General features: G+C 64.1%; 24 protein-coding genes, 2 tRNA genes and 1 pseudogene. 18 read left to right on the forward strand and 9 right to left on the reverse strand.

The genetic code is table 11. The features are described from left to right. Positions 1 to 432 precede the first annotated feature (432 nt). Complete coding sequence (locus ACQ86E_RS16700; RefSeq protein WP_431206301.1) at positions 433 to 1,413, forward strand: outer membrane protein; 981 nt, start codon at positions 433 to 435, stop codon at positions 1,411 to 1,413. An 84-nt stretch (positions 1,414 to 1,497) separates the two neighbouring features. Here the strand turns inward: ACQ86E_RS16700 and ACQ86E_RS16705 are convergent. Next, positions 1,498 to 1,572: transfer RNA gene (locus tag ACQ86E_RS16705), tRNA-Thr, on the reverse strand. Between the two features lie 326 nt (positions 1,573 to 1,898). On the opposite strand from ACQ86E_RS16705, the gene ACQ86E_RS16710 reads away from it, so the two are divergent. The 5 genes and pseudogenes from ACQ86E_RS16710 (at position 1,899) to ACQ86E_RS16730 (ending at position 6,031) form a co-directional block, all read left to right on the forward strand. Further along, entirely contained in the window at positions 1,899 to 2,099 is a 201-nt protein-coding gene (locus tag ACQ86E_RS16710) for a hypothetical protein (protein ID WP_431206302.1), read from the forward strand. A gap of 27 nt (positions 2,100 to 2,126) precedes the next feature. Continuing rightward, a complete protein-coding gene (locus ACQ86E_RS16715) occupies positions 2,127 to 3,845 on the forward strand; it encodes an FAD-dependent oxidoreductase (protein ID WP_431206303.1) in 1,719 nt (572 codons plus the stop codon). A 128-nt stretch (positions 3,846 to 3,973) separates the two neighbouring features. Further along, a complete protein-coding gene (locus ACQ86E_RS16720) occupies positions 3,974 to 4,282 on the forward strand; it encodes an EthD family reductase (RefSeq protein ID WP_375312305.1) in 309 nt (102 codons plus the stop codon). A 290-nt stretch (positions 4,283 to 4,572) separates the two neighbouring features. Next, positions 4,573 to 5,082, forward strand: coding sequence for a hypothetical protein (locus ACQ86E_RS16725; RefSeq protein ID WP_431206304.1), 510 nt, complete (start codon positions 4,573 to 4,575; stop codon positions 5,080 to 5,082). Positions 5,083 to 5,207: 125 nt separating this feature from the next. Next, positions 5,208 to 6,031: pseudogene (locus ACQ86E_RS16730) on the forward strand (alpha/beta fold hydrolase). 12 nt (positions 6,032 to 6,043) lie between these two features. Here the strand turns inward: ACQ86E_RS16730 and ACQ86E_RS16735 are convergent. Further along, positions 6,044 to 6,697: a TetR/AcrR family transcriptional regulator gene (locus tag ACQ86E_RS16735; RefSeq protein WP_431206305.1), complete on the reverse strand. Its 654-nt coding sequence runs from the start codon at positions 6,695 to 6,697 to the stop codon at positions 6,044 to 6,046. Between the two features lie 82 nt (positions 6,698 to 6,779). Between ACQ86E_RS16735 and ACQ86E_RS16740 the strand changes: the two genes are divergently transcribed. The 9 genes from ACQ86E_RS16740 (at position 6,780) to ACQ86E_RS16780 (ending at position 12,847) form a co-directional block, all read left to right on the forward strand. Beyond that, entirely contained in the window at positions 6,780 to 7,718 is a 939-nt protein-coding gene (locus tag ACQ86E_RS16740; protein WP_431206306.1) for an SDR family oxidoreductase, read from the forward strand. A 25-nt stretch (positions 7,719 to 7,743) separates the two neighbouring features. Beyond that, on the forward strand, positions 7,744 to 8,403 hold the full coding sequence (locus ACQ86E_RS16745; protein WP_431206307.1) for an NAD-dependent epimerase/dehydratase family protein: 660 nt from the start codon (positions 7,744 to 7,746) through the stop codon (positions 8,401 to 8,403). An 82-nt stretch (positions 8,404 to 8,485) separates the two neighbouring features. Continuing rightward, a complete protein-coding gene (locus ACQ86E_RS16750) occupies positions 8,486 to 8,935 on the forward strand; it encodes a DUF2948 family protein (RefSeq protein ID WP_431206308.1) in 450 nt (149 codons plus the stop codon). A 199-nt stretch (positions 8,936 to 9,134) separates the two neighbouring features. Beyond that, positions 9,135 to 10,430, forward strand: a complete 1,296-nt coding sequence (gene hisD / locus ACQ86E_RS16755; RefSeq protein WP_431206309.1) for a histidinol dehydrogenase — start codon at positions 9,135 to 9,137, stop codon at positions 10,428 to 10,430. Further along, positions 10,427 to 10,924: a UPF0262 family protein gene (locus tag ACQ86E_RS16760; protein WP_431206310.1), complete on the forward strand. Its 498-nt coding sequence runs from the start codon at positions 10,427 to 10,429 to the stop codon at positions 10,922 to 10,924. The genes hisD and ACQ86E_RS16760 overlap by 4 nt, the downstream gene beginning before the upstream one ends. 71 nt (positions 10,925 to 10,995) lie before the next feature. Further along, on the forward strand, positions 10,996 to 11,463 hold the full coding sequence (locus tag ACQ86E_RS16765; RefSeq protein WP_431206311.1) for a low molecular weight phosphatase family protein: 468 nt from the start codon (positions 10,996 to 10,998) through the stop codon (positions 11,461 to 11,463). 155 nt (positions 11,464 to 11,618) lie between these two features. Beyond that, positions 11,619 to 12,248, forward strand: a complete 630-nt coding sequence (locus ACQ86E_RS16770) for a Maf-like protein (RefSeq protein ID WP_015688969.1) — start codon at positions 11,619 to 11,621, stop codon at positions 12,246 to 12,248. Between the two features lie 143 nt (positions 12,249 to 12,391). After that, a complete protein-coding gene (gene yacG / locus ACQ86E_RS16775; protein WP_431206312.1) occupies positions 12,392 to 12,574 on the forward strand; it encodes a DNA gyrase inhibitor YacG in 183 nt (60 codons plus the stop codon). A 197-nt stretch (positions 12,575 to 12,771) separates the two neighbouring features. Further along, positions 12,772 to 12,847, forward strand: a tRNA-Phe gene (locus ACQ86E_RS16780). A gap of 104 nt (positions 12,848 to 12,951) precedes the next feature. On the opposite strand, the gene ACQ86E_RS16785 is transcribed toward ACQ86E_RS16780, so the two are convergent. Genes ACQ86E_RS16785 through ACQ86E_RS16800 form a run of 4 tightly spaced genes read right to left on the reverse strand, consistent with a single transcriptional unit; the run spans position 12,952 to position 17,708 of the window. Next, entirely contained in the window at positions 12,952 to 15,012 is a 2,061-nt protein-coding gene (locus tag ACQ86E_RS16785; protein WP_431206313.1) for a molybdopterin-containing oxidoreductase family protein, read from the reverse strand. Between the two features lie 7 nt (positions 15,013 to 15,019). Continuing rightward, positions 15,020 to 15,892, reverse strand: coding sequence for an ABC transporter permease (locus ACQ86E_RS16790; RefSeq protein ID WP_431206314.1), 873 nt, complete (start codon positions 15,890 to 15,892; stop codon positions 15,020 to 15,022). After that, the gene (locus tag ACQ86E_RS16795) at positions 15,889 to 16,671 is read right to left on the reverse strand and encodes an ABC transporter ATP-binding protein (RefSeq protein WP_431206315.1); all 783 of its coding nucleotides are present in this window, start codon (positions 16,669 to 16,671) and stop codon (positions 15,889 to 15,891) included. Before ACQ86E_RS16795 ends, ACQ86E_RS16790 begins: the two co-directional genes overlap by 4 nt. Beyond that, positions 16,668 to 17,708 carry an ABC transporter substrate-binding protein gene (locus tag ACQ86E_RS16800; protein ID WP_431206316.1) on the reverse strand — a complete coding sequence of 347 codons (1,041 nt, stop codon included), beginning with the start codon at positions 17,706 to 17,708 and terminating at the stop codon, positions 16,668 to 16,670. The genes ACQ86E_RS16795 and ACQ86E_RS16800 overlap by 4 nt, the downstream gene beginning before the upstream one ends. A gap of 137 nt (positions 17,709 to 17,845) precedes the next feature. Between ACQ86E_RS16800 and ACQ86E_RS16805 the strand changes: the two genes are divergently transcribed. Further along, complete coding sequence (locus tag ACQ86E_RS16805) at positions 17,846 to 18,778, forward strand: LysR family transcriptional regulator (protein WP_431206317.1); 933 nt, start codon at positions 17,846 to 17,848, stop codon at positions 18,776 to 18,778. Between the two features lie 136 nt (positions 18,779 to 18,914). Beyond that, on the forward strand, positions 18,915 to 19,163 hold the full coding sequence (locus tag ACQ86E_RS16810) for a hypothetical protein (protein WP_431206318.1): 249 nt from the start codon (positions 18,915 to 18,917) through the stop codon (positions 19,161 to 19,163). A 13-nt stretch (positions 19,164 to 19,176) separates the two neighbouring features. Here ACQ86E_RS16810 and ACQ86E_RS16815 read toward each other — a convergent pair whose 3' ends face one another. The 3 genes from ACQ86E_RS16815 to ACQ86E_RS16825 form a co-directional block, all read right to left on the reverse strand. Continuing rightward, positions 19,177 to 20,319, reverse strand: a complete 1,143-nt coding sequence (locus ACQ86E_RS16815; RefSeq protein ID WP_431206319.1) for a helix-turn-helix transcriptional regulator — start codon at positions 20,317 to 20,319, stop codon at positions 19,177 to 19,179. Positions 20,320 to 20,360: 41 nt separating this feature from the next. Further along, the gene (locus tag ACQ86E_RS16820; RefSeq protein WP_431206320.1) at positions 20,361 to 21,506 is read right to left on the reverse strand and encodes a helix-turn-helix transcriptional regulator; all 1,146 of its coding nucleotides are present in this window, start codon (positions 21,504 to 21,506) and stop codon (positions 20,361 to 20,363) included. 321 nt (positions 21,507 to 21,827) lie between these two features. Next, a complete protein-coding gene (locus tag ACQ86E_RS16825) occupies positions 21,828 to 23,951 on the reverse strand; it encodes an ATP-binding protein (RefSeq protein ID WP_431206321.1) in 2,124 nt (707 codons plus the stop codon). Positions 23,952 to 24,091: 140 nt separating this feature from the next. Between ACQ86E_RS16825 and ACQ86E_RS16830 the strand changes: the two genes are divergently transcribed. Continuing rightward, positions 24,092 to 24,754, forward strand: a complete 663-nt coding sequence (locus ACQ86E_RS16830) for an FABP family protein (RefSeq protein WP_431206322.1) — start codon at positions 24,092 to 24,094, stop codon at positions 24,752 to 24,754. Positions 24,755 to 24,770: the final 16 nt, after the last annotated feature.

Below are 24,770 nucleotides of genomic sequence, written 5' to 3' on the forward strand. Positions count from 1 at the left end.
CCGTCCGACCATCGCGCAGGGAAGGCCGGGTGTTTTCCGGCCCACCTGTTTTTCCGCCTGCGCATTTGCGTGTGCAAATTTGTCGCGCAGCGGATCATGGGTGCCAGCCGGCACCCGGCCTTCCCTGCGCCCTCTTCACAAGAGAGGGCGAAAGAGGAGCGCAAAACTCGGGCGTTTCGCGCCGCGAGAATGCGGATTTATGCGTGAATTGAGAATGGCGCTGTCCGACAGGATGGATGGAAACGCCGGCGCGTGTCGCTCAAATCCCACACCGTGCCAGAAAGCTCCGGCTTTTGTGTCTGAAGGCCAGCGTTCGCGGACGATGCCTTTGCGCTTTCCCAACCACGTTCCATAGTGTCGGCGGGTGATTTGCAACCAAAGGGCGGGGTACAAATGACAGCGCGTAAGTATTTCATCGTGGCTGCGGGCTTGATGACTGCGAGCACCGTGCATGCCGAGGACGTTCCATCGAACGCCGAACTGTTTCGCATGCTGAAAGCGCAGCAGCAGACCATTTCCGAGCTGCGCGCCGAATTGAAGCAGGCCAAACAAGAGCGGCGCGCGTCCGCGCCGAGAGAGGCGGCTGCACCGGCAGCGAGGCCAGCCGGACGCGACGCCGCGAAGGAAGCCGTGGCGGCCACCGCACCCACGCAGGCCTATGCGATGTACAGCAAGGGGCCCGCGGTCGCGCCGACGCGCAGCGGCGGCGCCTATGTCGGCGTTTTCGGGGGCGGCGGCAGCCGTGGCGGCACCGACGTCAGCCAGTTGGGCACCGTCTTTCTCGTTGAGGCCGTCGGAGGCCCCCTGGCCGTCGATGCGTCGGGGCGCACCAGCAGCGGCGGCGTCGGGTTCGGCGGCGCGCATCTCGGTTATGAATGGTCGTATGGCGCGTATGTGCGGCCCGCTTTGGAGATCGAAGGTTTCTATCTGGCAGGCAACCAGCCGCGTGCGACACTGGTGAACCCCACAGACCGGCTTGCCGAACACACCTTCGACACGACTTTCCCGATGCGCACGACGGTGCTGCTGGCGAACATGGTCGTCGGCTTCAACACACCTTATCAAGGCATCACGCCGTATATCGGCGGCGGGATCGGGGCCGCGAATGTTTCGATCAACGGCGCCACGTCCACCCAGACCGACCCGGCCGAGCCCGGCATCAACCACTTCAACGCGAGGCCGGACTCCTCAGCCTGGACCTTTGCGGCACAGGCCAAGGCCGGGGCGCGCTTCGCCCTCGGAAATAGCGGCGCTTACCTGTTCGGCGAGTACCGCTATCTGTATGTCGGCGACGTGAATCAGGTTTTCGGCTCCACCGTGGATCCCGCTCACGCTCCGACCAGTCCGTGGACGGCGAGCTTCGGCGGCACATCCCACCATCTGGCGGCCGGCGGCATCGGCTTCGGCTTCTAGGAGAACCGGTGAGGGGCGGACAACACGTCCTGCCCCTCCAAGGGAGCAATCGGACAACCGAACAAGGCGATTTTCTGAGGAAACTGGTGCTGCCAGACAGGATTGAACTGTCGACCTCTCCATTACCAATGGAGTGCTCTACCACTGAGCTACGGCAGCATGTGCTGGGATGAGAATCGGCCGCCACGAGGGGCCTACCAAGCGGGCCGATATCTGCCACAAGCCCCCTCCTGTGCAAGCTTGCTGGCCCTGACAAATGAGAAAATCGGGGCGATATCAGGTCCAAAACGCCCGTTTTGGCGCGAAACGACTGACTTTCCGCTGACTTTGCCGCTGATTTCGGTTCCGGTGTCCTCGCCATCCGGCCAGTTGGCTGATCTCCCGGAGCTGGCACATTTTGAGTTTCGCACGATCGGATGGGCGTGGGCCTCTTGAGCTGCCGCATTCCCTGGGCAAGTTATCGCAGATCGCTGTATGGACCCGTGATGGCTGACGAGAACGACACAAGCGCGAGACCGGAATCGAGACAGGCGAGGGCGTCCCGGGACGATCGCCTGAAATCGGCGCTGCGCGAAAACCTGAAGCGGCGGAAGCTGCAGGCGCGCGAACGCTCCGCAACCGACGGTCCCTCGCAGAACGATGATGATTGCCTAAATGAGGGGGCCGCCGGCAAGACCGGCGCTTGAGACCGGCAACTGGAATTTTTGGAGTGCATGGACGTGGCAAGCGGGCAGGACTATTCGCAACGAGCAGACAGTGACGCGCAGATGGCGCGGTTCACCCGCCCCGAACAGACTTTCCCGACGCTGACATCGGCCGAGATCGAGCGGATGCGCCATTTTGGCGAGGTCCGCAGTTACGCCGACGGCGAGTGGCTGTTCGAGACCGGCAAGCCGGGGCCGGGCATGTTCGTCGTACTGAGCGGCCACGTCGCCATCACCCAGCGCGACGGGCTCGGCAATGTCACTCCGCTGATCGACCAGGGGCCGGGGCAGTTTCTGGCCGAGCTCAGCCAGCTCTCCGGCCGGCCGGCGTTGGTCGACGGCCGCGCCGAAGGCGAGGTCGATACGCTGCTGCTGCCGCCGGAGCGCCTGCGTGCGCTGCTGGTTGCCGAGGCCGAGCTCGGCGAGCGCATCATGCGCGCGCTGATCCTGCGCCGGGTCAATCTGCTCCAGGCCGGCGTCGGCGGTATCGTTCTGATTGGTCCCTCGCATTCGGCCGGCGTGGTGCGGCTGCAGAGCTTCCTCACCCGCAACGGCCAGCCGCATCATCTGCTCGATCCCGAGCGCGACCGCGACGCCGCCGACGTCATCGCACGCTATTCGCCCAAGCCGGAAGACTGGCCGCTGGTCGTAACCCCCGACGGTGCGGTGCTGCGCAATCCCGGCGAAACCGAAATCGCGCGCGCGATCGGCATGATCGGCGGCCCCCGCAACGACCGCATCTACGACGTCGCGATCGTCGGCTCCGGGCCGGCGGGGCTCGCCACCGCGGTCTATGCCGCCTCGGAAGGACTTTCGGTCGCCGTGCTCGACACCCGCGCCTTCGGCGGCCAAGCCGGCGCCAGCGCGCGCATCGAGAACTATCTCGGCTTTCCGACCGGAATCTCCGGCCAGGCCCTCACCGCGCGTGCCTTCAACCAGGCGCAGAAATTCGGCGCCGAGATCATGATCCCCGTCACGGTGAAGTCGCTCGACTGCACGCGCACGGACGGCGCGTTTTCAGTGGCGCTCGACGGCAGCGATCCCCTGCGCTCGCGCGCGGTGGTGGTCGCGAGCGGTGCGCGCTATCGCCGGCCGGAGATCGAGAACCTCGCCAAATTCGAGGGGCGCGGTGTCTGGTACTGGGCGTCCCCGGTCGAGGCGAAGCTGTGCGCCGGCGAGGAAGTGGCCCTGGTCGGCGCCGGCAATTCGGCGGGGCAGGCCGCGGTGTTCCTGTCGGGTCACGCCAAGAAGGTGCTGATGATCATCCGCGGCGGCGGTCTCGGCGCCAGCATGTCGCGCTATCTCATCGAGCGCATCGAGGCGACGCCGAACATCGAATTGATGTTCAACACCGAGATATCAGCGCTCGAGGGTGACGAGGCCTCGCTGCTGCGGCGCATCCGCTGGAAGAGCCGGCTGTCTGATGACGAGGATTTTGCCGACATCAGCAATCTCTTCCTGTTCGTCGGCGCCGATCCCGCCACCTCCTGGCTCGACGGCTGCGGCGTTACGCTCGATCGCGGCGGCTTCGTCGTGACAGGCGCGCAATCCGAGCAGAACCAGGGCCGGCTCGTCGCGCCGCTCGAAACTTCCGTGCCCGGCGTCTACGCCGTCGGCGACGTCCGCTCCGGCTCGGTCAAGCGCGTCGGCGGCGCCATCGGCGAAGGCGCGCAGGTCGTGGCGTCTCTGCACGGCTATCTTGGCGACGCCGCAAAACCGGCGCTTTAGTCACGGACAAGACAAGCAGATGGCAAGCCGAATGAGGCTTGCCATCCTGCCGTGTGATGCGTGACTATCTGTCCTCGTCGCGAGGTCAATCGCGCGTTGAAAAACAAAGATTCACAAGGGAGGACTCAATGGCCGAACTCGTCGTGCTCTACAAGACACCCAAGGACGCTGCCGCCTTCGACAAGCATTATGCCGAGACCCACATTCCGCTCGCCAAGAAACTGCCGGGTCTGAAGAAATACGCCGTCAGCACCGGGCCGGTCGGCTCGCCTGCCGGGCCGTCCGGCATCCACCTGGTCGCCGTCCTCACCTTCAACAGCGTGGCCGACATCCAGGCGGCCTTCGGCAGCGAAGCAGGCAAGGCCGCGGCAGGCGACGTGCCGAAATTCGCCAGCGGCGGCGCCGACCTGCTGATCTTCGACACCAAGGAAGTGTGAGCCCGTTTCGACTTTGGTCGAGGGGCTCGTAGCCCGGATGGAGCGAAGCGCAATCCGGGACGGTAACCAACCGCACGCGAGATTCCCGGATTACGCTATCGCTCCATCCGGGCTACAAACGTCAAACTGCTCTCGATTGTGACGACGCTGCAAAAAATTCAGCCATGCGTTTGTCGATTCGCACGACGACGCATGGCTCTGCACGTGCCTGTGACATTGCGCATGTAGCCATTCAATGAGGACCGTAATACTAATCCTCCGATCTCAACGCTGAGAGTAGGAGAGACGTCGTGATGCTTGGATTGAGCCTGCCCGCCTTCACGTTGGTCCACGTCATCATCAGCCTGATCGCCATCGCCGCCGGCCTCGTCGTGATGTTCGGCCTGCTCGGCTCGAAGCCGATGCCCGGCCTCACCGCGATCTTCCTGTTGTTCACGATCCTCACCAGCGCCACTGGCTTCCTGTTTCCGTTCAAGGAGCTGTTGCCGTCGCACATCATCGGCATCATCTCGCTGGTGCTGCTCGCGATCGCCTGTTTCGCACTCTACGGCATGAAGCTTCGAGGCGTCTGGCGTCCGGTCTACATCGTAACTGCGATGATCTCGCTCTATTTCAACGTGTTCGTGCTGGTGATCCAGTCGTTCCTGAAGGTGCCGGCCCTCGCCGCGCTCGCCCCCGCAGTGCCGCCGAATCCGCCGGGAGGCCCCGTGTTCGCCGCGGTGCAGGGCATCGTGCTGGTGTTCTTCGTGGTGCTGACCATCGGCGCCTGGCGCCGCTTCAAGCCGATGGCGTTTGCCTGATCGCCCGATTGTCATCGTTACCGGGCGGTGCGCGGCATCGCACTCCGGACATCGCATCATTATCTTCATGTCGACGGCTCGTGGTTCGCGGGCCCCGGAATGATTTTCACTGAAGGAGTCCCACCATGCCCACCATCACCACCAAGGACGGCGTCGAGATTTTTTCAAGGACTGGGGCGCGGGTCAGCCGATCGTGTTCAGCCATGGCTGGCCGCTATCGGCCGACGACTGGGACACGCAGATGATCTTCTTCGCGAACCACGGCTACCGCGTCATCGCCCATGACCGCCGCGGCCACGGCCGCTCGTCGCAGGTCTCCGACGGTCACGACATGGACCACTACGCCGACGATCTCGCGGCCGTAACGGCGCATCTCGACCTGAAGAACGCGATTCACGTCGGCCATTCCACCGGCGGCGGCGAGGTAGTGCATTACATCGCGCGCCACGGCGAGAGCCGGGTGGCGAAGGCTGCGATTCTCTCCGCCGTGCCGCCGTTGATGGTGCAGACGGCGGCCAATCCGGGCGGCCTGCCGAAGAGCGTGTTCGACGGTCTGCAGGCCCAGCTCGCCGCCAGCCGCACCGGATTCTACCGCGACCTCGCCTCCGGCCCGTTCTATGGCTACAACCGTCCCGGCGCAAAGCCGTCGGAAGCGGTGATTCAGAACTGGTGGCGCCAGGGCATGATGGGCGGCGCCAAGGCGCACTATGACGGCGTCGTCGCGTTCTCGCAGACCGACTTCACCGAGGACCTCAAGAAGATCACCGTTCCGGTGCTGGTGATGCACGGCGACGACGACCAGATCGTGCCTTACGCCGACTCGGCGCCGCTGTCGGCCAAGCTGCTCAAGAACGGCACGCTGAAGACCTACAAGGGTTTCCCGCACGGCATGCCGACCACACACGCCGAGACCATCAACGCGGACCTGCTGGCGTTCTTCAAGGCGTGAGGCTGAAGCGCCTCACGTCAAGATCGACCTGATCGCATCGAAGGTGCGCTTGACGAAAATGTCCGGCTTCTCGCGCGCACCTTCGCCGATCCAGCTTTCGCCGCCGACGCGCATCGCGCCGGTGGCGATCATGGCGACGAGTCGCGCCTTCAACCTGTCGGCTTTCGTCCTGGCGCGCTGCGCGAGCCCTTCGGCGAGTGCCCGCTCGAGCTTTTCGTATTTCAGCTGGTCACGGGCCTGAAGCGCGGGATTGTCGCGCTTGAGCCGCGACATCGCCGCAGCCTCAGCCGGGTCGATCCGCTCGAGTGCTGCCGCAATCGCATTCTCGGCTGCCGTCAGCATGGATTCGCCCGCGGGCCGCGCGACGATCTCGGCGACCAATGCGCTTGCCGCGCCCTCCTGCCAGGCGGCGACCACGTCTTCCTTGGAGGCGAAATAGTGGAAGAAACTGCGTCGCGACACGTCCGCGGAGGCCGCGATGTCGTCGATGGTCGTGGCCTCGAAGCCGCGCTCCAGGAACAGCGCCATCGCCCCCCGGGTCAGCCGCTCGCGGGTCTCCTGCAGCTTGCGCTGGCGCAGGCCGGGGGCATCAGGGGATTTTACGCCTGCCGGCAAGGACTTGGCACTCTTCCTGACCGATTTTGCGGCGGGCTTCGAAACCTTCAAATTGTTTCACCTCTTGCAAAATTGCACTCAGTGCACATTTAGACCGGTCGCGGGCCTTTTCCAGGCCGAACGGAGTTATGGCATGACCGACTGGACGACGGCAGACATCCCCTCTCTCGGCGGCAAGACCGCCGTCGTGACCGGAGCGACGGGCGGCCTCGGCTACGAGACGGCGATGGCGCTGGCGGGCGCCGGCGCCATTGTCATACTCACCGGGCGCAGCGACGCAAAGGGCCTGCGGGCCATCGAGGGCATTTGCGAGCGGTTTCCCAACGCCCTGATTGCCTATGAGCATCTCGACCTCGCAAGTCTTGCCTCCGTCGCCGATTTCGCCCGGCGCTTTGCCGCCGGCAACGAGCAGCTCGATCTCCTCGTCAATAATGCCGGCGTGATGGCGTTGCCGAAACGGCAGCAGACCGAGGACGGTTTCGAGATGCAGCTCGGCACCAATTATCTCGGCCATTATGCGCTGACGGCGCGCCTGCTGCCGCATCTCCGCCGCGCAAAGGGTGCGCGCGTCGTCAATCTCTCCAGTCTCGCGCACCGCTCCGGCGCCATCAATTTCGACGATCTGCAGAGCAAGCATTCCTATCGTCCGTGGCGGGCGTACTGCCAGTCCAAACTGGCGATGCTGATGTTCGCACTCGAATTGCAGCGCCGCAGCCTCGCTGCCGGCTGGGGCCTGACCAGCCTTGCCGCCCATCCCGGCTATGCGCGGACCGATCTCATTTCGAACGGGCCGGGCGCCAACACGTTCCAGTCGCGCGTGAGCCGGTGGCTGCAACCCTTCATCAGCCAGTCTGCCGCCGAAGGCGCGCTGCCCACCCTGTTCGCGGCGACCTCACCGGCTGCAGAGCCCGGCGGCTACTACGGTCCGAACTGGTTTTACGAATTGAAGGGGGCACCCGCGGCGGCGAGGATCATGTCGCAGGCGAAGGATTTTGCCGCCGCAGCCATGCTGTGGGATGTGTCGGCAACCTTGACCGGTGTATCCTTCGACGAGATCGCGGCCGCCGCTTGAGCCGCGGCACCATGGGGACGTCCCGATGCGAGTCATCATCTTCGGCGCGACCGGCATGGTCGGGCAGGGTGTTTTGCGTGAGTGCCTGATCGATCGCGGCATCACGCGCGTGGTTGCGGTGGGCCGTGGCCCGACCGGCGTGCGCAACGCCAAGCTCACCGAGATCACGCACGGCGATTTCTGGGACTATTCGGCGATCGAGTCGCAGCTGACGGGTTTCGACGCCTGCTTCTTCTGTCTCGGCGTCTCCTCGATCGGCATGAGCGAAGAGCACTATCGCCATCTCACCTATGACCTCACGCTGGCTGCGGCGACCACGCTGGCGCGGCTCAATCCGCAGATGACCTTCACCTATGTCACCGGTGCCGGCACCGATTCCACCGAGCAGGGCTCGCGGATGTGGGCACGGGTCAAGGGCAAGACCGAGAACGATCTGCTCAAGCTGCCGTTCAGGGCGGCCTTTATGTTCCGGCCCGGCGCGATCCAGCCTCTGCACGGCATCCGCTCCAAGACCGCCTGGGTGCAGGCGGTCTATACCGCAACCTGGCCACTCTGGTCGGTGCTGCGCCGGATTTCGCCGCGGCTCGTCACCTCGACCGAGCAGATGGGCCGCGCCATGATCCATGTCGCCCGGGCCGGTTTTCCCAGGAAGGTGCTGGAGATGGAGGATATCAATAGCCTCTGATCCGCCGGCCCGTTAGTTTGCGCGGAAATTTCGGCGTCGGCGCGCGTTGAGCCGTATCCGCCCCAGAGGAGAAGTGTCGTTGATGTCTCCCCCGCTCAAACTGATCGCGCTCGATGCCGATGATCTGGCCGTGATCTCGACTCATGTGCAGGACGCTCGCGTCCAGCCCGCCGATATCATCTGGCGGCAGAGCGAGAAGCGTTTGGTGGTCGGCATGAGCCGGCTGGACTGGGAGCAGACGCTGGACGGCGACGCCGAGCCGCGCCGGCTGGTTGCCGCGCTCCGCTTCGACCGCGTGCTCGCGTGCAAGTCGCGCAACATCGACCTCGGCGCTTCGAACGAGGTCCTGGACCTCGTCGGCATCGAGTTTCACCCCCAGGACGACCGCGATGAAGAGCCCGGCGGGAGCGCTCTGCTGTTGTTCGCCCAGGGCGGCGCCATCCGCCTCGACGTCGAATGCCTGGAATGCGAGCTGACGGACCTCGGGGCGGACGAACTGGGGGCGGGAATGGGGATCGAGGGGGAAGGGTGAGATGACCAGTATACCAATCAGACCGGCCCGGGCCGTTGCCGGAACGCTGCCGTCCAAGGGGGCTGTCAGAGGTCGACCGCCAAGGGGTGACCGCCAAGGGCTGAGCGCCAAGGGTTGACGCAGCTTCCCCGCCGCGCCATTGAGCAGGGGGCCCGGTGAGCCAAGCCGCGCCCCCAAAACCAGCAGAAGCCAAGCCAAGATGCCCGTTCGTCTCGACCGCAGCAGCGCCGATTTTGACCAGCGATTCGCGGCCTTCCTCGCCGCCAAGCGCGAGGTCTCGGCCGACGTCGAGGCCACCGTGCGCGCCATCGTGGACGATGTGGCCAAACGTGGCGACGCCGCCCTGCTGGAGGCCACGGCGAAGTTCGACCGGCTTTCGCTGGAGGCATCCGGACTTCGTGTGACCGCAGTCGAGATCGAGGACGCTGTGAGGGCCTGCGATGCCGCGACACTGGACGCGCTGAAGCTCGCACGCGACCGCATCGAGACCTATCATCGCCGCCAGCTTCCGAAGGACGAGCGCTTCACCGATCCGCTCGGCGTCGAGCTGGGCTGGCGCTACACCGCGATCGAATCCGCCGGCCTCTACGTGCCCGGCGGTACCGCCGCCTATCCCTCCTCGGTGCTGATGAACGCGGTGCCTGCCAAGGTCGCCGGCGTCTCGCGCCTGGTGATGGTGGTGCCGTCGCCGGACGGCAAGCTCAACCCGCTGGTGCTGGCCGCCGCCAGGCTCGGCGGTGTCAGCGAGATCTACCGCGTCGGCGGCGCGCAGGCCGTGGCCGCGCTCGCGCATGGCACCGCGACGATCGCGCCGGTCGCCAAGATCGTCGGCCCCGGCAATGCCTATGTCGCCGCTGCAAAACGACTGGTGTTCGGCAAGGTCGGCATTGACATGATCGCCGGTCCCTCCGAGGTGCTGGTGATCGCCGACGACACCGGCAATGCCGACTGGATCGCCGCGGACCTCCTGGCGCAGGCCGAGCACGATGCCAGCGCGCAATCAATCCTGATCACCAATTCCGCGCGCCTTGCTGCCGATGTCGAAAAGGCCGTCGCGGCGCAGTTGACGACGCTGCCGCGCGCCGCGATCGCCAGTGCTTCCTGGGCCGATTTCGGCGCGATCATTATGGTGAAGAACATGAGCGAGGCGATCCCGCTGGCGGATGCGATCGCCGCCGAGCATCTCGAGATCATGACGCAGGATCCCGATGCGCTGGCTGCAAGGATCCGCAACGCCGGTGCGGTGTTCCTCGGTGCGCATACGCCGGAGGCGATCGGCGATTATGTCGGCGGCTCCAACCACGTGCTGCCGACGGCGCGCTCGGCGCGGTTCTCCTCAGGCCTGTCGGTGCACGACTTCATCAAGCGTACCTCGATCCTGAAATGCGGTCCGGACCAGCTGCGTGCGCTGGGTCCGGCCGCGATGACGCTCGGGCAAGCGGAGGGGCTGGATGCCCATTCGCGCTCGATTGGATTGCGCCTCAACCTGTCATGACCCAGCCGCCCGAACAGGACGACCAGACCAATCGCATCGTCGCGGTCACCCTCGACGAGGAATCGATCGGCCGTTCCGGGCCCGACATCGAGCATGAGCGCGCGATCGCGATCTACGACCTGATCGAGCAGAACCTGTTCGCGCCCGATGGCGCGGACGGGAAAGGCCCGTTCACGCTGCATATCGGCATCACCGGCAACCGCCTGATGTTCGACATCCGGCGCGAGGACGGCACGCCCGTGGTCGCGCATCTGCTCTCGCTGACGCCGTTCCGACGGATCGTGAAGGACTATTTCATGATCTGCGACAGCTACTACCAGGCGATCCGCACCGCGACGCCGGACAAGATCGAGGCCATCGACATGGGCCGCCGCGGCATCCATGACGAGGGCTCGCGCACGCTGCAGGAGCGGCTGAAGGGCAAGGTGCGGGTCGATTTCGAGACCTCGCGACGGCTGTTCACGCTCATTACCGTCCTGCACTGGAAGGGTTAGGGCATGGCCCGGAAAAGTGTGCAGCGGTTTTCCGACAAGGCCATGCCCTCTACCAAAACGGCCTAGCCGCGATGGCGGGTTCGCCACGCGCAAGCAATCCGCAATCGGTGCTGTTCGCCTGCGCCATGAACAGCGTGCGCTCGCCGATGGCCGAGAGCCTGTTGCGGCACATGTTTCCGCAGGGCCTCTACGTGAAGTCGGCCGGCGCACGGCGCGGCGAGCTCGATCCGTTCGCGGTCGCGGTGATGGACGAATTGGGACAAGACATCTCCGCCCACAAGCCGCAGACCTTCGAGGAACTGGAGGATTGGGAGGGGCTGAATTTCGACCTCATCATCACGCTCTCGCCGGAGGCGCACCACAAGGCGCTGGAGTTGACCCGCACGCTCGCCGCCGACGTCGAATATTGGCCGACGCAGGATCCCACCACGATCGAAGGCACGCGCGACCAGAAGCTCGCCGCCTACCGCGACGTCTGCGACCAGCTCCTGATGCGCATCCGCCGGCGCTTTGCGAAGGTCGGTGCAGCGAGCGGCTAGCATCCCGCGCCGTAACACCGGCGTCACAGACTGAGGGCACAGGCATGTCGGAAACCTCGAATCACCAAACCTCGGGTTCCCGGGTTGTGAAATCAGCCCCCGTCCGATAGGTTCCGCGCGCAATTCACCCCCTGCCTCATCCCCCAAATCACCTGATGCTCGGCCGCCCCAAATTCGTACTTGCCTCCGGTTCGCCGCGACGCCTGTCGCTGCTCAACCAGGCCGGCATCGAGCCGGACGCGCTCCGGCCGGCCGACGTCGACGAGACGCCGAAGCGGGGCGAGCTGCCGCGCGCCTGCGCCAATCGCCTCGCCCGCGCCAAGGCCGATGCGGCGTTGAAATCGGTGCAGCTCGACGACGAACTGCGCGGGGCCTTCATCCTCGCCGCCGATACGGTCGTGGCGGTCGGCCGCCGCATCCTGCCCAAGGCCAATCTCGTGGACGAGGCGGCGCAGTGCCTGCGGCTGCTGTCGGGCCGCAACCACCGCGTCTACACCGCCATCTGTCTGGTGACGCCGCGCGAGGCTTTCCGCCAACGGCTGGTCGAGACCCGCGTCCGTTTCAAGCGCCTGTCGGAGGACGACATCCAGGCCTATATCGGCTCCGGGGAATGGCGCGGCAAAGCCGGCGGCTACGCCGTGCAGGGCATCGCCGGCTCCTTCGTGGTGAAGATGGTGGGGTCCTACACCAATGTCGTCGGCCTGCCGCTCTACGAGACCACGACCCTGCTCGGCGGCGAGGGGTTTCCGATCCGCTTCGGCTGGCTCAACGCCACGGCCATATGAGCGCGCCAGCCGCGCCGGACAAAAATCTCGAAAACAACCCCATGCACAGTAGAATCGGCCGGCGGCCAGCTTGCGCGTCCGCTGCGGAAACCCGTTGCCGATAGGCCCTTGAACCTGATCACCTCGTGTAGGCTGCCGCCATCATGGACGACCACGTCAAAAAGCCCGCCGGGCCCCTCAAAACCTGCCCGATCTGCGGCAAGCCGCAGGCCGAGGCCACCCGTCCGTTCTGCTCCTCGCGCTGCCGCGACGTCGATCTGAACCGCTGGCTGAAGGGCTCCTACGTCATCCCAGGCCGCGACGACGAGGCGGATGGCGAGGAATAACTAAACAATATCAATGTCTTGTTTGATTTTTCGCCGGGCCGCGCGGCGACCGCGACGAGGCCGCGCCATCTTGTGCACAGCCGGGCCGCGCCCGGCGAAGCCTCTTGGCGAAGCCGGGTGGACAGGCAGCCTTCGCCCCACTATAAACCGCCCGCTCGATGGGCCTTGACCTTGTGTTCGGTCCTCTCTTGGAGCACGCCCAGGTAGCTCAGTTGGTAGAGCATGCGACTGAAAATCGCAGTGTCGGTGGTTCGATCCCGCCCCTGGGCACCATCTCTCGTGCAAACCGAGCCGGCTGCGACCAGTGGAACGCGGGCGTGCGGCGCGGCTTCGGTCTGGATGTGCGCGGTCAGGTTCCATCCATTTTCGATCACCGCCTACTGACTTAGCCGACGCATCCAGACGGCGGTATCGTGGAAGGCGCTTCCACCGTTCGGCGGCACGGGATCGTCGCCGATCAGCTGATTGACGCCAAGTCCTCCCGAGAAATCCGTATTCGGCCAGATTCCTTCGACGATCACGACCCCGGGACGACCGCTCAGGTCGATTTTCGCCGGCAGCTCGAGCCGGCCGCGGCGATTGCCGATCTGCACGATCTCGGCATCGGTCACCCCGTGCCGCGCTGCGTCGTCGGGATGGATGATGATTTGGGGCGCTCCTTCGCGCTTCCGCGAGCTGTCAATCTCCGTGAAGGTGGTGTTGAGGAAGGTCCGCGCCGGCGGCGCCACGAGGCGGAACGGGTGCTCGTCGTCGGCGACTTCATAATTCTCCATGAAGTCCGGCAACGCTCGCATGCCATGGCCGTTCGGACCTATCCCTGTCCAATCCGGCTTGAAATGGAATTTGCCGTCAGAGGTCGGGAAGCGATTGCTGAAATGAGCGTCGTCGAACGACTCGGCGCATTCCACCCAGCCGGTGCTGAAGGCCTCCGCCGCCGTTCCCCGACCCGACGCGGAGAGCGTCTTGTCGATCAGTTCGAACGCGCTCATTCGAAAGCTCGGATGATCCGATCCCAGCCGCTGCGCGATGCCACAGACCACTTCGTGATTGGTCCAGCTCTCGCGATAGCGGTCGAGGACGCGCGGACCCGCCGTGATGTAGGTGTGCCCGAGACCGTAATAGATGTCGTCTGCTTCGAGAAACATGGCCGCCGGCAGGACGATATCGGCATAGCGGGCCGTCGGCGTCATGAACTGCTCGTGCACGCAAAGGAACAGGTCTTCCCGGCCGAGCCCCTGAGCCACCTTGCGACTATCCGGGGCTACGTTGGCCGAGTTCGCATTCTGCATGATCATCGCGGCAACCGGCGGCCCGTCCTTGAGGGCAACCGGATCTCCGGTCAGGATTGCGCCGATGCGCGATTGGTCGAGGATGCGGGTGTGAGGATCGCGCATGTCGAGGCCATGCGCCAACGTGGTATCGAGTCGCCAGTTGTCGAGCGCGAGAAAGAAAGCGCCGCCGCCCTTGTGCTGCCAGGAGCCCGTGATCGCCGGCAGGCACGTCACCGTGTGCATGCTGGCAGCGCCGTTGCGCGAGCGTGTGAAGCCGAAGCCGAGACGCAGGAAGCTGCGCCTGGTCTGGCCGTAAAGCCGTGCGATGTCGACGATCTGCGCGACATCGACGCCGGTCACCTGCGCCGCCCGCTCCGGTGTCCAGCTCTGGATGTGACGCCGCACGTCGCCGTCGAAATCCGTCAGGCGCGCGAGATAGGCCTCATCCGCGAATCCTTCCTTGAGGAGGACATGCATCATGCCGAGCGCGAGGGCAGCATCAGTGCCGGGGCGGACAATGACGGCGATATCCGCTGCAGCGATGGTCGGCGTCCGATAGACGTCCACCACGATCAGCTTCGCGCCGCGCTTGCGCGCCCGCGCGATGTGGGTCATCGCGTTGACCTGAGTGGAGACGGGATTGCCGCCCCACATCAGGATCAGATCGGCCTCGGCCATCTCGCGCGGGTCGCACCCGCGCAATTCGCCGACGCCGGCCTTCCAGCCCGATTCTGCCGGCGTCACGCAGATGGTGGTCTGCTGACGCGAATAGCGGAAGGCGTGGCGCAGCCGGTCGAGACCCCAACGCTGGATCACGCCCATATTGCCGCCGGAATGATAGGGCCAGACGGCTTCCGACCCATAGGTCTGGGTCGCGCGGGTGAACCGGTCGGCGATCTCGTCGAGCGCATCGGTCCAGCCGATCGGCGCAAATTCCCCCGATCCCTTGGGGCCCACGCGCCGCATCGGCTGCGCGAGCCGGGCGGGATGGTGCACGCGTTCGGCATAGCGCGACACCTTGGTGCAGCAGATGCCCGACGTGTAGCTGTTCCCGGCGCTGCCGCGAACGCGTCCGATTTTGGTCGATGACAGACGTTCGACTTCCAGCGCGCAGGCGCTTGGACAGTCGTGCGGGCAGGCTGTCTTGACGAAGCTGCTGCTCGGCATGCGCGCCTCAATCGTTGCGGAATTCGGACGACCAATGCAGCAAGCGTCGCTCGATTGCGCTGATCAGATACACGAGACTGACGCCGACCAGGCTCAGGATGGCGATCGAGGCGAACATGTCCGTCGCATTGAGCGTCGCCAGCGACGTTGTCAGGAGATAGCCGACGCCGGTCGTCGATCCCACGAATTCCGCAAGCACCACGCCGATCAATGCAAAGCTGATCGCATTGGGGAGCGATGCGAAGGTCCATGCCGCGGCCGTCGGAATGCGCACGCGCCAGAGAATCTGCGAAGGCCGGCCGCCAAGTGTCCGACAGAAATTCACCAGTTCCTGCTCGACGCTGTTCGCACCCTTGTAGGTATTGAAGAAGACGAGGAAGAACACCATGAACCAGGCGGTCACGACTTTGGAGGCGAGGCCCAGCCCGAACAGCATCGTGATCAGCGGCACGAAGGCGATGCGCGGCATCGAGTTGAGCGAGACGATGAACGGGTTGAGCACCTTTGCCCAGAACCGGCTCTGAGCCAGCAGCACGCCGACCGTGAAGCCGGACAGGGTTCCGACAAACAGCCCCAGGCCGGTGGCATAGAGGGTCGACGCCAGATGGGGCCAGATGGCGTTTTTGCCTGGCTGCATCCACTGCCAGATCCGTGCGCCGATCAGCGACGGTCGACTGATGAAGAACGGATCGAAGATCGTATTCTGCTCAAACCAGGTAATGCGCGTCAGCATTTCCCAGACTCCGAGCACTGAGGCCAGGATCAGAACTTGCGTGAGCGTGATCCGCAAGCCGCCGGCCAAACGATGCCGGGGTTGCGTCATGGACGTGCGGCCTGCGGAAACCTCCGGACCGGCGATCTGCACCTGGTCGCTGCTCATGCTGCCGCCCTGAACTGGTTGCCGAGCACCTTCCAGACGCGTTGGATATGGGCGGTGAATTGGCTCGATTGACGCAATTCGAAGACGTCGCGCGGATAGGGAATGTCGATCATCTCTTCGAGCAGGGTGTGGCTCGGCGGCGTCGACAGAACGATGACGCGGCTGGCGAGCGTGACCGCCTCGTCGAGATCATGCGTGATCATGACCACGGTTTGGCCCAGTTCGCGCCAGATATCGAGCAGTTCGCTGTGCAGATGCGTCTTGGTATGCGTATCGAGGGCGCCAAAAGGTTCGTCGAGCAGCAGGATCTTCGGATTCACCGCGAGACTCATGCAAAGCGCGACCCGGCGGCGCATGCCGCCGGAAAGCTGATGCGGGTAAGCCTCCGCAAAATTGCTGAGATGCGCGAGCCGCAGCAGCCGGTCGATCTTCTTGTCCGTGTCTTGCCTGGCCGCACCGACGAATTTGAGGCCGAGACCTACATTCTGCCGCACTGTATACCAGGGCAGTACCGTGTCCTTCTGGAAGATGTATCCCAGCGACGCCGGCACGTCGCGGTCGACGCGCGCGCCGTCGACATAGACCTCGCCGCTGGACGGCGGCATGAAACCGGCGATCATGTTGAGGATGGTGCTCTTGCCGCAACCGGACGGTCCGACGATGCAGACGAATTCTCCCTTCTCGACGGTCAGGGAGACATCGCCTACGGCCTTCACGATCTCGCCGCTCTTGCTCTCGAACGACTTGCTGACGTGACGAAGCTCGATCATCGCGCTCATGCCGCGCGCGCCTTGCGAACGAAATCCATGTTGATCGCCGCCTTGTACGGAATCTTCGCCATTTGATCGGGTGTGAACTGACGATCCTTGATGATGCTGGAGAGAAGCGCGTAGCTGTCCTCGGAAATGATGTTGTCTGGCGAAAAGACGTTCTGCTTGTAGAAGGTCAGGCCACTCTTCACGGTCGGCTTCGGCAGCGAGCTCATGAAGTCTTCGTGCAGCAACTCGGTGAGTTCCTCCGGCGAACTCGAATTGATGAAGTTCTGCGCCTTCACGAGGCCGGTAACGGTCGCCTGGATCGCTGCCGGATTCTTGTCGATCTGTTCCTGCAGGACATAGCAGCCGATGCCCGGGACGTCGCCGCCGAAGGTCGATTTCCAGCTGGCGTCGTCGCCGATACTGAACAGCGGCACCGCCCAATCCTCGCCCTTCATCTGTTCGAGCATCGCCGATGTCGCGATCGTCGCCGCAACCTGCTTCGATTTCAGCGCGCCGAGCATGGTGGCGAAGTCGCCCAGGCCGCGAATATCGACATCCTTGGCGCCGCCCTTCTCGGTGATGAAGACGGCCATCAGCCATGTCGCCGATTGGAGTTGAGTCACGGCCAGTCGTTGACCACTGAGGTCGGCAACCGACTTGAACTTGCCGGCGTCTTCCTTCCGGATCAGGATGTTCGCGTACGTAATCCTGCGATCGAGCCCGAACACGACCGTGGTGGGCTTGCCGGCAACGGTGGTGGCGAGGGCGTCATTGACGCCGCTGCACCCCACCAGCACCTGCCCCGCCGTGAGGATCTGCTTGGTGCGAGGGCCGCTCTGGGAATTCAGGTAGCCCACGTCGATGCCGGCTTCCTTGAAGTACCCCTTTTTGAACGCGATGTAGGGCGCACTGTAGATCGGGTCGATGCCGGCCACGCCGAATTCGTACTTCGCGGACGACTGTGCTTTGGCTGCCGTGGACAGAACGAAGGGTGCGGCCAGCAACCCTTTGGCGACTTCGCGACGGCTCCACCGGCCATTGCCATTTCTGCTCGTCATCTTCCCTCCGGAACGATCTGCTAACCGGCGAGGCAATCTTCGGGCCTGCCTCAAAATTCATCAAACAGTAAATTGCGCTGACTGCGATCTGATTTTAAGATTGCTGGCTGATCGGATCCGGCTGCAATGGCGCACCCATGAATCTCAAACAACTCGTACATTTTCAGAATGTTGCGACTCATGGATGCATCACAACCGCCGCTGCACGTTGCAACATCGCCCAGTCGGCACTTTCCAGCCAGATTGCGGCACTGGAGGCGGATCTCGGGGTCCAGCTCCTTTTCCGCCACGCACGCGGTGTGACCTTGACCCCTTGTGGCGAAGTTCTGCTCGATCATGCCCGGCAGATCCGCGCCCAGTTCGAGCAAGCCCGCCGGGAGGTTCGGGATGCTGCCGACGTGGCCGGAGAGGTCACCATCGGCATCCCCGTAAGCATGGCCTCGGTGCTGACGCTGCCGCTGCTGCAGGCCCTCGAGGGCGAATTTCTTGGCGCGCAGGTCCACGTGTTCGAAGGTCTGACGGGTGACCTGCGGGGCTGGCTCCGATCCGGCAAGATCGATACCGGCATCCTCTACGGCGACGACCAGGCTGACGGCCTGTCGCTGATCGGGCTTGCCGAGGATGAACTGGTGTTGTTCGGCAGAGTCGGCGAAGAAGCGGCGGGGCGGCAAAGTATTGCAATTGAGCAGCTCCCCCGTTGGCCAATTTATACGACCGACGGTGAGCATCCGGTGCGCCCACTGCTGAACAAGACCGCAAAGGCTCATCATCTCACGCTGAAATTTGGGGCCCAGATCAATTCCGTGGGGCAGCTCAAAGCCCTCGCGCGTGAAGGCCGTGGCCACACCATTCTCCCGCGCGTGGCGCTCGCAACGGAAGCACCGACGGAACGTGCGCAAATTCTGGCGATCGAGCCCTCGATCAAATTGCGCAGCTACGTGGCTACCAAGACCAATCCAGACCGCTTGGTCCGCAAGGTCGGCAGTGTCCTGCGCGACGTCGTCGAGCGTCTCATTCGCAGCGGAGATTGGCCAGGAGCTCGTCTGCTGCAGGCAGACGCCGACAGGTGAAATGGACTGACGGGCAATGCCCCCCTGAGGCTGCCGAAGCCAGAACTTGAACGCACTCCACCATTGGCATTCCGCTTGCTCAGTTGGAGCCAAAGCCAGGCCCAACTCGCTGGGCCGTTTCAAGTCGAGGCAAACGATGCGCGAAGTGTCCCATTCTGGTGCTGCAGGAGAACTCCAGCTCAATGCGCTGATCGCCGATTTGTGGTGGCGTGTCCGGCTCATGAACACCGACATTCTCGAAGAAGAAGCCCGAGCCGGGGTGTTTGACGTGCGGGAGCCGACATATCCGCTGCTCGCGCTTAACCTTCGATCACGTCGCGACAACCTGGTCTCGACGATCGGCGTGCTCGAGCAACGTACGAAACCGGCATCCGAAGCGGCTTGAGAGCGGTCTTCGGCTACACCGGAAACGTCAGCGACTTCGCCAGCCTGACCAGATCGACCTGGCGCCGGCACCCTGTCTTCTCGAAGACATGAAACAGATGGCTCTTCACGGTGCTGAGGGAAATGCCGAGCAATTCACCGATCGCGGCGCGCGTGTGTCCGTCGCAAATGAGCTCGAAGATGCGAATCTCGGCCGGCGTCAGGTCGTAGAGCTGGTTGAGCGCATCGTGAGGCATTCGCGGCGGCCCGGAGGCTGACGCCACGAACAGAGCGGCGGCGGCGCGCTGGATCAGGCCGGATCGCATGTGGCCGCGTCGCAGCGGCAGAACGTGAATGACAAAGGGATCGCCGCTCGGGCGCGGGATCGGGATGCCGATGCCTTTTTGGCCCAGCGTCGCCTCGTCTTTCGCGGCCTGCGCCACGGCGGATTGCAATGCGCCGGTGGTCGCCGTGGATCGAACCGCGATCCGGCCCTGTCGATCGACGATCGGGTCACCGGCCGCGAGCATGGACGTGGCTGCGGCGTTGGCGTGAACGATCCGCGAATCCTCGTCCGCCAGCACGACTCCGACCGTCAGGGCCTCGACTGTTGCCGCAAACGTCGCGGCTTCCACGGCCTTCATGTCGAAGAAGTGGCTGATCGTCACCGCCCGGCGGATGTGAGGTGCCAGAAGGCGCAGTCCGCCGACCTGCGCATCGTCAATGGATCCGGCCGATTCATGCTGGCTGAAGATCGCATTGCCGACCATCGCCTTGTCGCGGACGAGGCCGACGGCAACGGCGTCGAACAGGCCCCTGGGCAGGGCCCATTCGCGATAATAGCGATTGCCGGCGATGACGTCCTGTCGGACGGCCTGGGATTGAACGATCGGCTCCCCCAGCGGATATTGCTGAATGCGCTCGGCGCCGCCCCAGAGCTCGATGATGTCGGCGCCGTAGCCGATACCGTTCTGCGCCATCTGGGCAAGGTCGCTCCCGGAGACCGCGTTGACGACGGCCTTCATGTTGGTGAGACTCGCGACCGAGAGCGCGCCGGTGGCAAAACCGAACTCGGTGCAGATGTCGTCCAGAATTCCGGTCCAGCGTTCAGGCGTGATCACACAATCATAGATATCGCCGATGAGATCCGAGAATTTTTCGACCGAAGCCTGCTGCATTCCAAACCACTCACTTGAAAGTCACGGACGCTAGGCGAGAACTACACCGGGAATGTCAGCGACTTCGCCAGCCTGACCAGATCGACCTGGCGCCGGCACCCCGTCTTCTCGAACACATGAAACAGGTGGCTCTTCACGGTGCTGAGGGACACTCCGAGCGCCGACGAGATCGCGTCACGTGTCTGTCCGTCGCAGATGAGCTCGAAGATTCGAATCTCGGCGGGCGTCAGGTCATAGAGGTGGACGAGGGCATCATGAGGCAATTGCGGCGGACCGGAGGCCGACGCCACGAACAGCGCGGCGGCAGCGCGCTGGACCAGGGCGGATCGCATTTGGCCGCGCCGTAACGGCAGAACGTGGATGACGAGAGGGGCGCTACCGGGGCGCGGGATCGGGATGCCGATGCCTTTCTGGCCGAGTGCCGCCTCCTCCTTCGCGGCCTGTGCGACGGCCGATTGCAATGAGGCGGTCGTCGCCACGGACTGAACCGCGATCCGGCCATGCCGCGTCAGAATCGGATCGCCAGCCGTGAGCATCGCGGAGGCTGCGGCGTTGGTATGAACGATCTTGGAATCCTCGTCCGTCAGGACGACGCCGACCGTCAGGGTTTCCATGGTCGCGGCGAATGTCGCGGCTTCCACGGTCTTCATGTCGAACAGATTGCTGATGATCACGGCGCGGCGGATGTGAGGTGCCAGAAGGCGCAATCCGTCGACCTGTGCATCATCAATCGCCCCATCCGACTCATGCTGGCTGAATGTCGCATTTCCGATCATGGTTTTCTCGCGAACGAGCGCGACTCCGACGGCGTCGAACAAGCCCTTGGGGAGAGCCCATTCCCGGTGATACCGATTGCCGAGGATGATCTCCTCCGGAACGGCCTGGGATCGAATGATCGGCTCTCCAAGCGGATATTGCCTGATACGCTCGATGCCGCCCCAGAGTTCGACGATATCGGCCACATACTCCTTGCTGGTCTGGGCCATCGTCGGGACAGGATCGGTTCCGGAAGCGGCGTTGACGCCGATCCTCACATTCGTGAGGCTGTAGGCCGAGAGCACGGCGGTCGCGAATCTGAACTCGGTACGAATCTCGTTCAGAACCTCAGTCCAGCGTTCCGGTGCGATGACACAATCGTAGATATTGCCGATGAGGTCTGAGAATCTTTCGACCGAAGCCTGCTGCATTCCGAACCACTTGCTTGAAAATCACTGACGTCACTTGAAAGCTATCGTCGGAGCGGCTTCATCGCCTATGGCAAATTTCACAATCCTGAGGCCAATGGTCTTATCATTGCGATTCCGCCGAGCAAACGGGAACCCCGAACACAAGCTGTTCTCGCGCCTCTTGCGGAGCTGCCATGATTTTCGCGAATGGCGTGCCGCGCGCGGAAAGCGCGAGTCCAGTACCCGTTCCGCGCGAGGCTGATTAATATTGCGGCAGACGCGATGTTGCCTTCACTCCTCTAGTTGCGGTGTACACGATCGCTCATGCAGGCTGCTTATTCCCTACCGTCCCACCTTCGCCAAATTCGCCAAGCTCGCCGCCAACTCGTCGCTCCGGAATGGTTTTGTCAGCCGGGACAAATCCGGCGTGATCCCTTCGTTGTTGGCGTAACCCGAGACGACGAGGATCTGCAGGTCGGGATATCGATTACGCAACGCGAGGCCGAGGTCCGTCCCGCTCATGCCCGGCATCAGATGGTCGGTGACGAGCAGGTTCGGCCGCAGTCCGTCGCTAACGCGCTGAAGCGCGTCCTCGGCGGAGGCGGCCTCGACGACCCTGTAGCCGAGCTCGCTCAGCATCTCGGCGGTGCTCATGCGCACCAGAGGCTCGTCATCCACCAGCAGTGCCGTGCCGACGGGGAGCGGCCGCAGTTCGGGTTGCGGGGCCGTGTCGATCGCGGCCGCGGCCGCTGCGTGGCTGACCGGCAGCCACAACTCCACCGTTGTTCCCGCGCCCACGGCGCTCCTGATCGTCAGCGCGCCGCCGAGCTGCGATGCGAGGCCGTGGACCATCGAGAGGCCGAGGCCGGTGCCTTGTCCGACACCCTTGGTCGAGAAGAACGGTTCGACGGCATGGGCCAGTGTCGTTTCGTCCATGCCGATGCCGGTATCGGCGACCGAGATGCAGATATAGGCGCCGGGTGCCAGGCCGGATTTGTGCTCGTCAGCGACGGTCCGTGCCTTGGCGGAGATGCGCAATCGGCCGCCGTCGGGCATTGCGTCGCGGGCATTCACGCTGAGGTTCAGGATGGCCATCTCGATCTGGTTGGGATCGGCCATGGCTTCGGGAAGGCCTTCCAGTGTGTCCACCGTCACCTGGATTTGCGGTCCGGTGGTGCTCGAGATCAGATCTCCCATGTCGGCAACGAGCCGGCCGATGTTGACCGGAACAGCCTGGAGCGGTTGCCGGCGTGCGAAAGCAAGAAGGCGCTGGACCAGCGTCTTGGCGCGCTCGGCGGCCTGTGCCGCGCCGGCGATCAGGCGATGCTCGCGCTCGCCGCCGATGCCCTTGCGCTGAAACATGTCGAGCAGGCCGACGATCGGCGTCAGCAGATTGTTGAAGTCGTGCGCAACGCCGCCGGTGAGCTGGCCCATGGCCTCCATCTTCTGCGCCTGTCGCAGCGCCTCCTCCGCCTGCGCCAGCCGTGCCTGCTCCTCCAGGCGATCGGTCACGTCCGTTCCGGTCAGGAACGCGCCGATTCGCGTGCCGTCGGGCGCGCGCAGCGTTTCGAACTTCATTTCGAAGACCCGGCGGTCGAACCTGGGATCGCCGAACTCATCGATGTTGGTGAAGGCTTCGCCGCCCAGCGCGCGGGTCCAGATTGCGGTTGCCGCCGCGAGATGCTCGGGCCGGTCGGCGAGGAATTCATGCAGGGAATCGCCGACCTTCGGCCGCTTGCCGTAGATGCGCTCATAAGCCTCGGCGCAGGCCGTGTTGATGGCGAGCCAGCGATAGTCGAGGTCGAGGGCTTGAATCTGCCCGTCGGTGGTTTCCACGATCGTGGCAAGCAGGTGCCGCTCGGCGGTCCGTTCGGTCACGCGCTGCTCGAGCGTGGCATTGAGCTCCCGGTAGCGCGCTTCGCTCGCCCGCAACTGCGTCTCACCGAGAACACGCTCGGTGGTCTCGGAGACGATGCAGAGCACGCCGCCGACCGAGCCATCGTCATCAGCTACCGCCGAGTAGGAAACGTCCCAGTAACTCGTCTCGCCATAACCATGGCGCTCGACGTAGAACGGACGATCCTTGGCGGCGAATGTCTTCCTTGTTCGGCGGACGCCGGCCAGCAAAGGTTCGAGATCGTCCCACAACTCGCCCCAGTTCTCGATCGCGGGGCGGCCAAGGGCGCGGGGGTGATTGGCGCCGATACCCGGTGCGTAGGCGTCATTGTAAAGCGCCACGTATTCGGGCCCCCAGAACAGGACGATTTGGGCCTGGGCTGCCAGCAGCATGCCGACCGTCGTCTTCAGGGCCTGGGACCATTGGCGGGGATGACCGAGCGGTGAATCCGACCAGTCGAGGGCGCACATCATGGCGCCAAGCTCGCCCCCTTCAGCGAGGAAGCCCATATCAGTTGACTGCCGAGCAGCTTTCTCAGACAGCACCGGACCCCTCGCGACGCGCGACATGGACGTCTTTGTCCATTCGAGCCCCCAATTCAAGGACCCGTACTCGAGGGCTGTAACGCACAGAGAAGCTTCTGGTTCCATCGCAGTCGATTTGCGCGGTCATTATGCTATTGCTGCCCCGCAACGACCCGAGGAATCCCATGCTCCCCATTCCCGCCGACATCTTCACCGAACCGGAGGACGTCTCCCCGGACGGCCTAGCCAATCTCGGGCCGCTCCGCCGTCTTGCCGGCGTCTGGCAGGCTGACAAGGGCATCGACGTCAATCCAAAGGCGGAGGGGCCGGAGCGGCGGACCTTCATCGAGCACATCCGGATGGACCCGATCGATCCGCAAGCCAACGGGCCGCAGTTGCTCTACGGGCTGCGCTATCACATTCACATCAACACGCCCGAGGAAGACATCACCTTCCACGACCAGGTCGGCTACTGGCTGTGGGAGCCCGCGACCGGGCTGATCATGCAGACGCTGGCGATCCCGCGCGGACAGGTGCTGCTCGCGTTCGGCAACGCCAAGCCGGACGATCGAAAGATCGCGGTCACGGCGAAGCGCGGTGACACCGCCTACGGGATCTGCTCGACCGATTTTCTCGAGCAGGCTTTCCGCACCGACTCTTACCGCTGCGATATCACCTTCAACGATGATGGCAGCTGGACCTATCTGATCCAGACCGAGTTGTTCGTCCGCGGCGCGCCGTTCAATCATCATGACAGCAACACGCTCAAGATGGTCGCGCCGCCGAAGCTCAATCCGCTCGCGGCGATCGTGAACGATCGCGCCCAAGGCAGCGGCACGGCGGCCTGAGAAAAGAAGTCCGGAG

The sequence above is a fragment of the Bradyrhizobium betae genome (assembly GCF_050632175.1).
Lineage (GTDB): Bacteria > Pseudomonadota > Alphaproteobacteria > Rhizobiales > Xanthobacteraceae > Bradyrhizobium > Bradyrhizobium betae_B.

What these genes read in the sequence shown, in the direction of transcription:
- ACQ86E_RS16700 (WP_431206301.1), top strand. Translation starts at nt 433, where the DNA reads ATGACTGCGAGCACCGTGCATGCCGAGGACGTTCCATCGAACGCCGAA.
- ACQ86E_RS16710 (WP_431206302.1), top strand. Translation starts at nt 1,899, where the DNA reads ATGGCTGACGAGAACGACACAAGCGCGAGACCGGAATCGAGACAGGCG.
- ACQ86E_RS16715 (WP_431206303.1), top strand. Translation starts at nt 2,127, where the DNA reads ATGGACGTGGCAAGCGGGCAGGACTATTCGCAACGAGCAGACAGTGAC.
- ACQ86E_RS16720 (WP_375312305.1), top strand. Translation starts at nt 3,974, where the DNA reads ATGGCCGAACTCGTCGTGCTCTACAAGACACCCAAGGACGCTGCCGCC.
- ACQ86E_RS16740 (WP_431206306.1), top strand. Translation starts at nt 6,780, where the DNA reads ATGACCGACTGGACGACGGCAGACATCCCCTCTCTCGGCGGCAAGACC.
- ACQ86E_RS16745 (WP_431206307.1), top strand. Translation starts at nt 7,744, where the DNA reads ATGCGAGTCATCATCTTCGGCGCGACCGGCATGGTCGGGCAGGGTGTT.
- ACQ86E_RS16750 (WP_431206308.1), top strand. Translation starts at nt 8,486, where the DNA reads ATGTCTCCCCCGCTCAAACTGATCGCGCTCGATGCCGATGATCTGGCC.
- hisD (WP_431206309.1), top strand. Translation starts at nt 9,135, where the DNA reads ATGCCCGTTCGTCTCGACCGCAGCAGCGCCGATTTTGACCAGCGATTC.
- ACQ86E_RS16760 (WP_431206310.1), top strand. Translation starts at nt 10,427, where the DNA reads ATGACCCAGCCGCCCGAACAGGACGACCAGACCAATCGCATCGTCGCG.
- ACQ86E_RS16765 (WP_431206311.1), top strand. Translation starts at nt 10,996, where the DNA reads ATGGCGGGTTCGCCACGCGCAAGCAATCCGCAATCGGTGCTGTTCGCC.
- ACQ86E_RS16770 (WP_015688969.1), top strand. Translation starts at nt 11,619, where the DNA reads ATGCTCGGCCGCCCCAAATTCGTACTTGCCTCCGGTTCGCCGCGACGC.
- yacG (WP_431206312.1), top strand. Translation starts at nt 12,392, where the DNA reads ATGGACGACCACGTCAAAAAGCCCGCCGGGCCCCTCAAAACCTGCCCG.
- ACQ86E_RS16785 (WP_431206313.1), bottom strand. Translation starts at nt 15,012, where the DNA reads ATGCCGAGCAGCAGCTTCGTCAAGACAGCCTGCCCGCACGACTGTCCA.
- ACQ86E_RS16790 (WP_431206314.1), bottom strand. Translation starts at nt 15,892, where the DNA reads ATGAGCAGCGACCAGGTGCAGATCGCCGGTCCGGAGGTTTCCGCAGGC.
- ACQ86E_RS16795 (WP_431206315.1), bottom strand. Translation starts at nt 16,671, where the DNA reads ATGAGCGCGATGATCGAGCTTCGTCACGTCAGCAAGTCGTTCGAGAGC.
- ACQ86E_RS16800 (WP_431206316.1), bottom strand. Translation starts at nt 17,708, where the DNA reads ATGACGAGCAGAAATGGCAATGGCCGGTGGAGCCGTCGCGAAGTCGCC.
- ACQ86E_RS16805 (WP_431206317.1), top strand. Translation starts at nt 17,846, where the DNA reads ATGAATCTCAAACAACTCGTACATTTTCAGAATGTTGCGACTCATGGA.
- ACQ86E_RS16810 (WP_431206318.1), top strand. Translation starts at nt 18,915, where the DNA reads ATGCGCGAAGTGTCCCATTCTGGTGCTGCAGGAGAACTCCAGCTCAAT.
- ACQ86E_RS16815 (WP_431206319.1), bottom strand. Translation starts at nt 20,319, where the DNA reads ATGCAGCAGGCTTCGGTCGAAAAATTCTCGGATCTCATCGGCGATATC.
- ACQ86E_RS16820 (WP_431206320.1), bottom strand. Translation starts at nt 21,506, where the DNA reads ATGCAGCAGGCTTCGGTCGAAAGATTCTCAGACCTCATCGGCAATATC.
- ACQ86E_RS16825 (WP_431206321.1), bottom strand. Translation starts at nt 23,951, where the DNA reads ATGTCGCGCGTCGCGAGGGGTCCGGTGCTGTCTGAGAAAGCTGCTCGG.
- ACQ86E_RS16830 (WP_431206322.1), top strand. Translation starts at nt 24,092, where the DNA reads ATGCTCCCCATTCCCGCCGACATCTTCACCGAACCGGAGGACGTCTCC.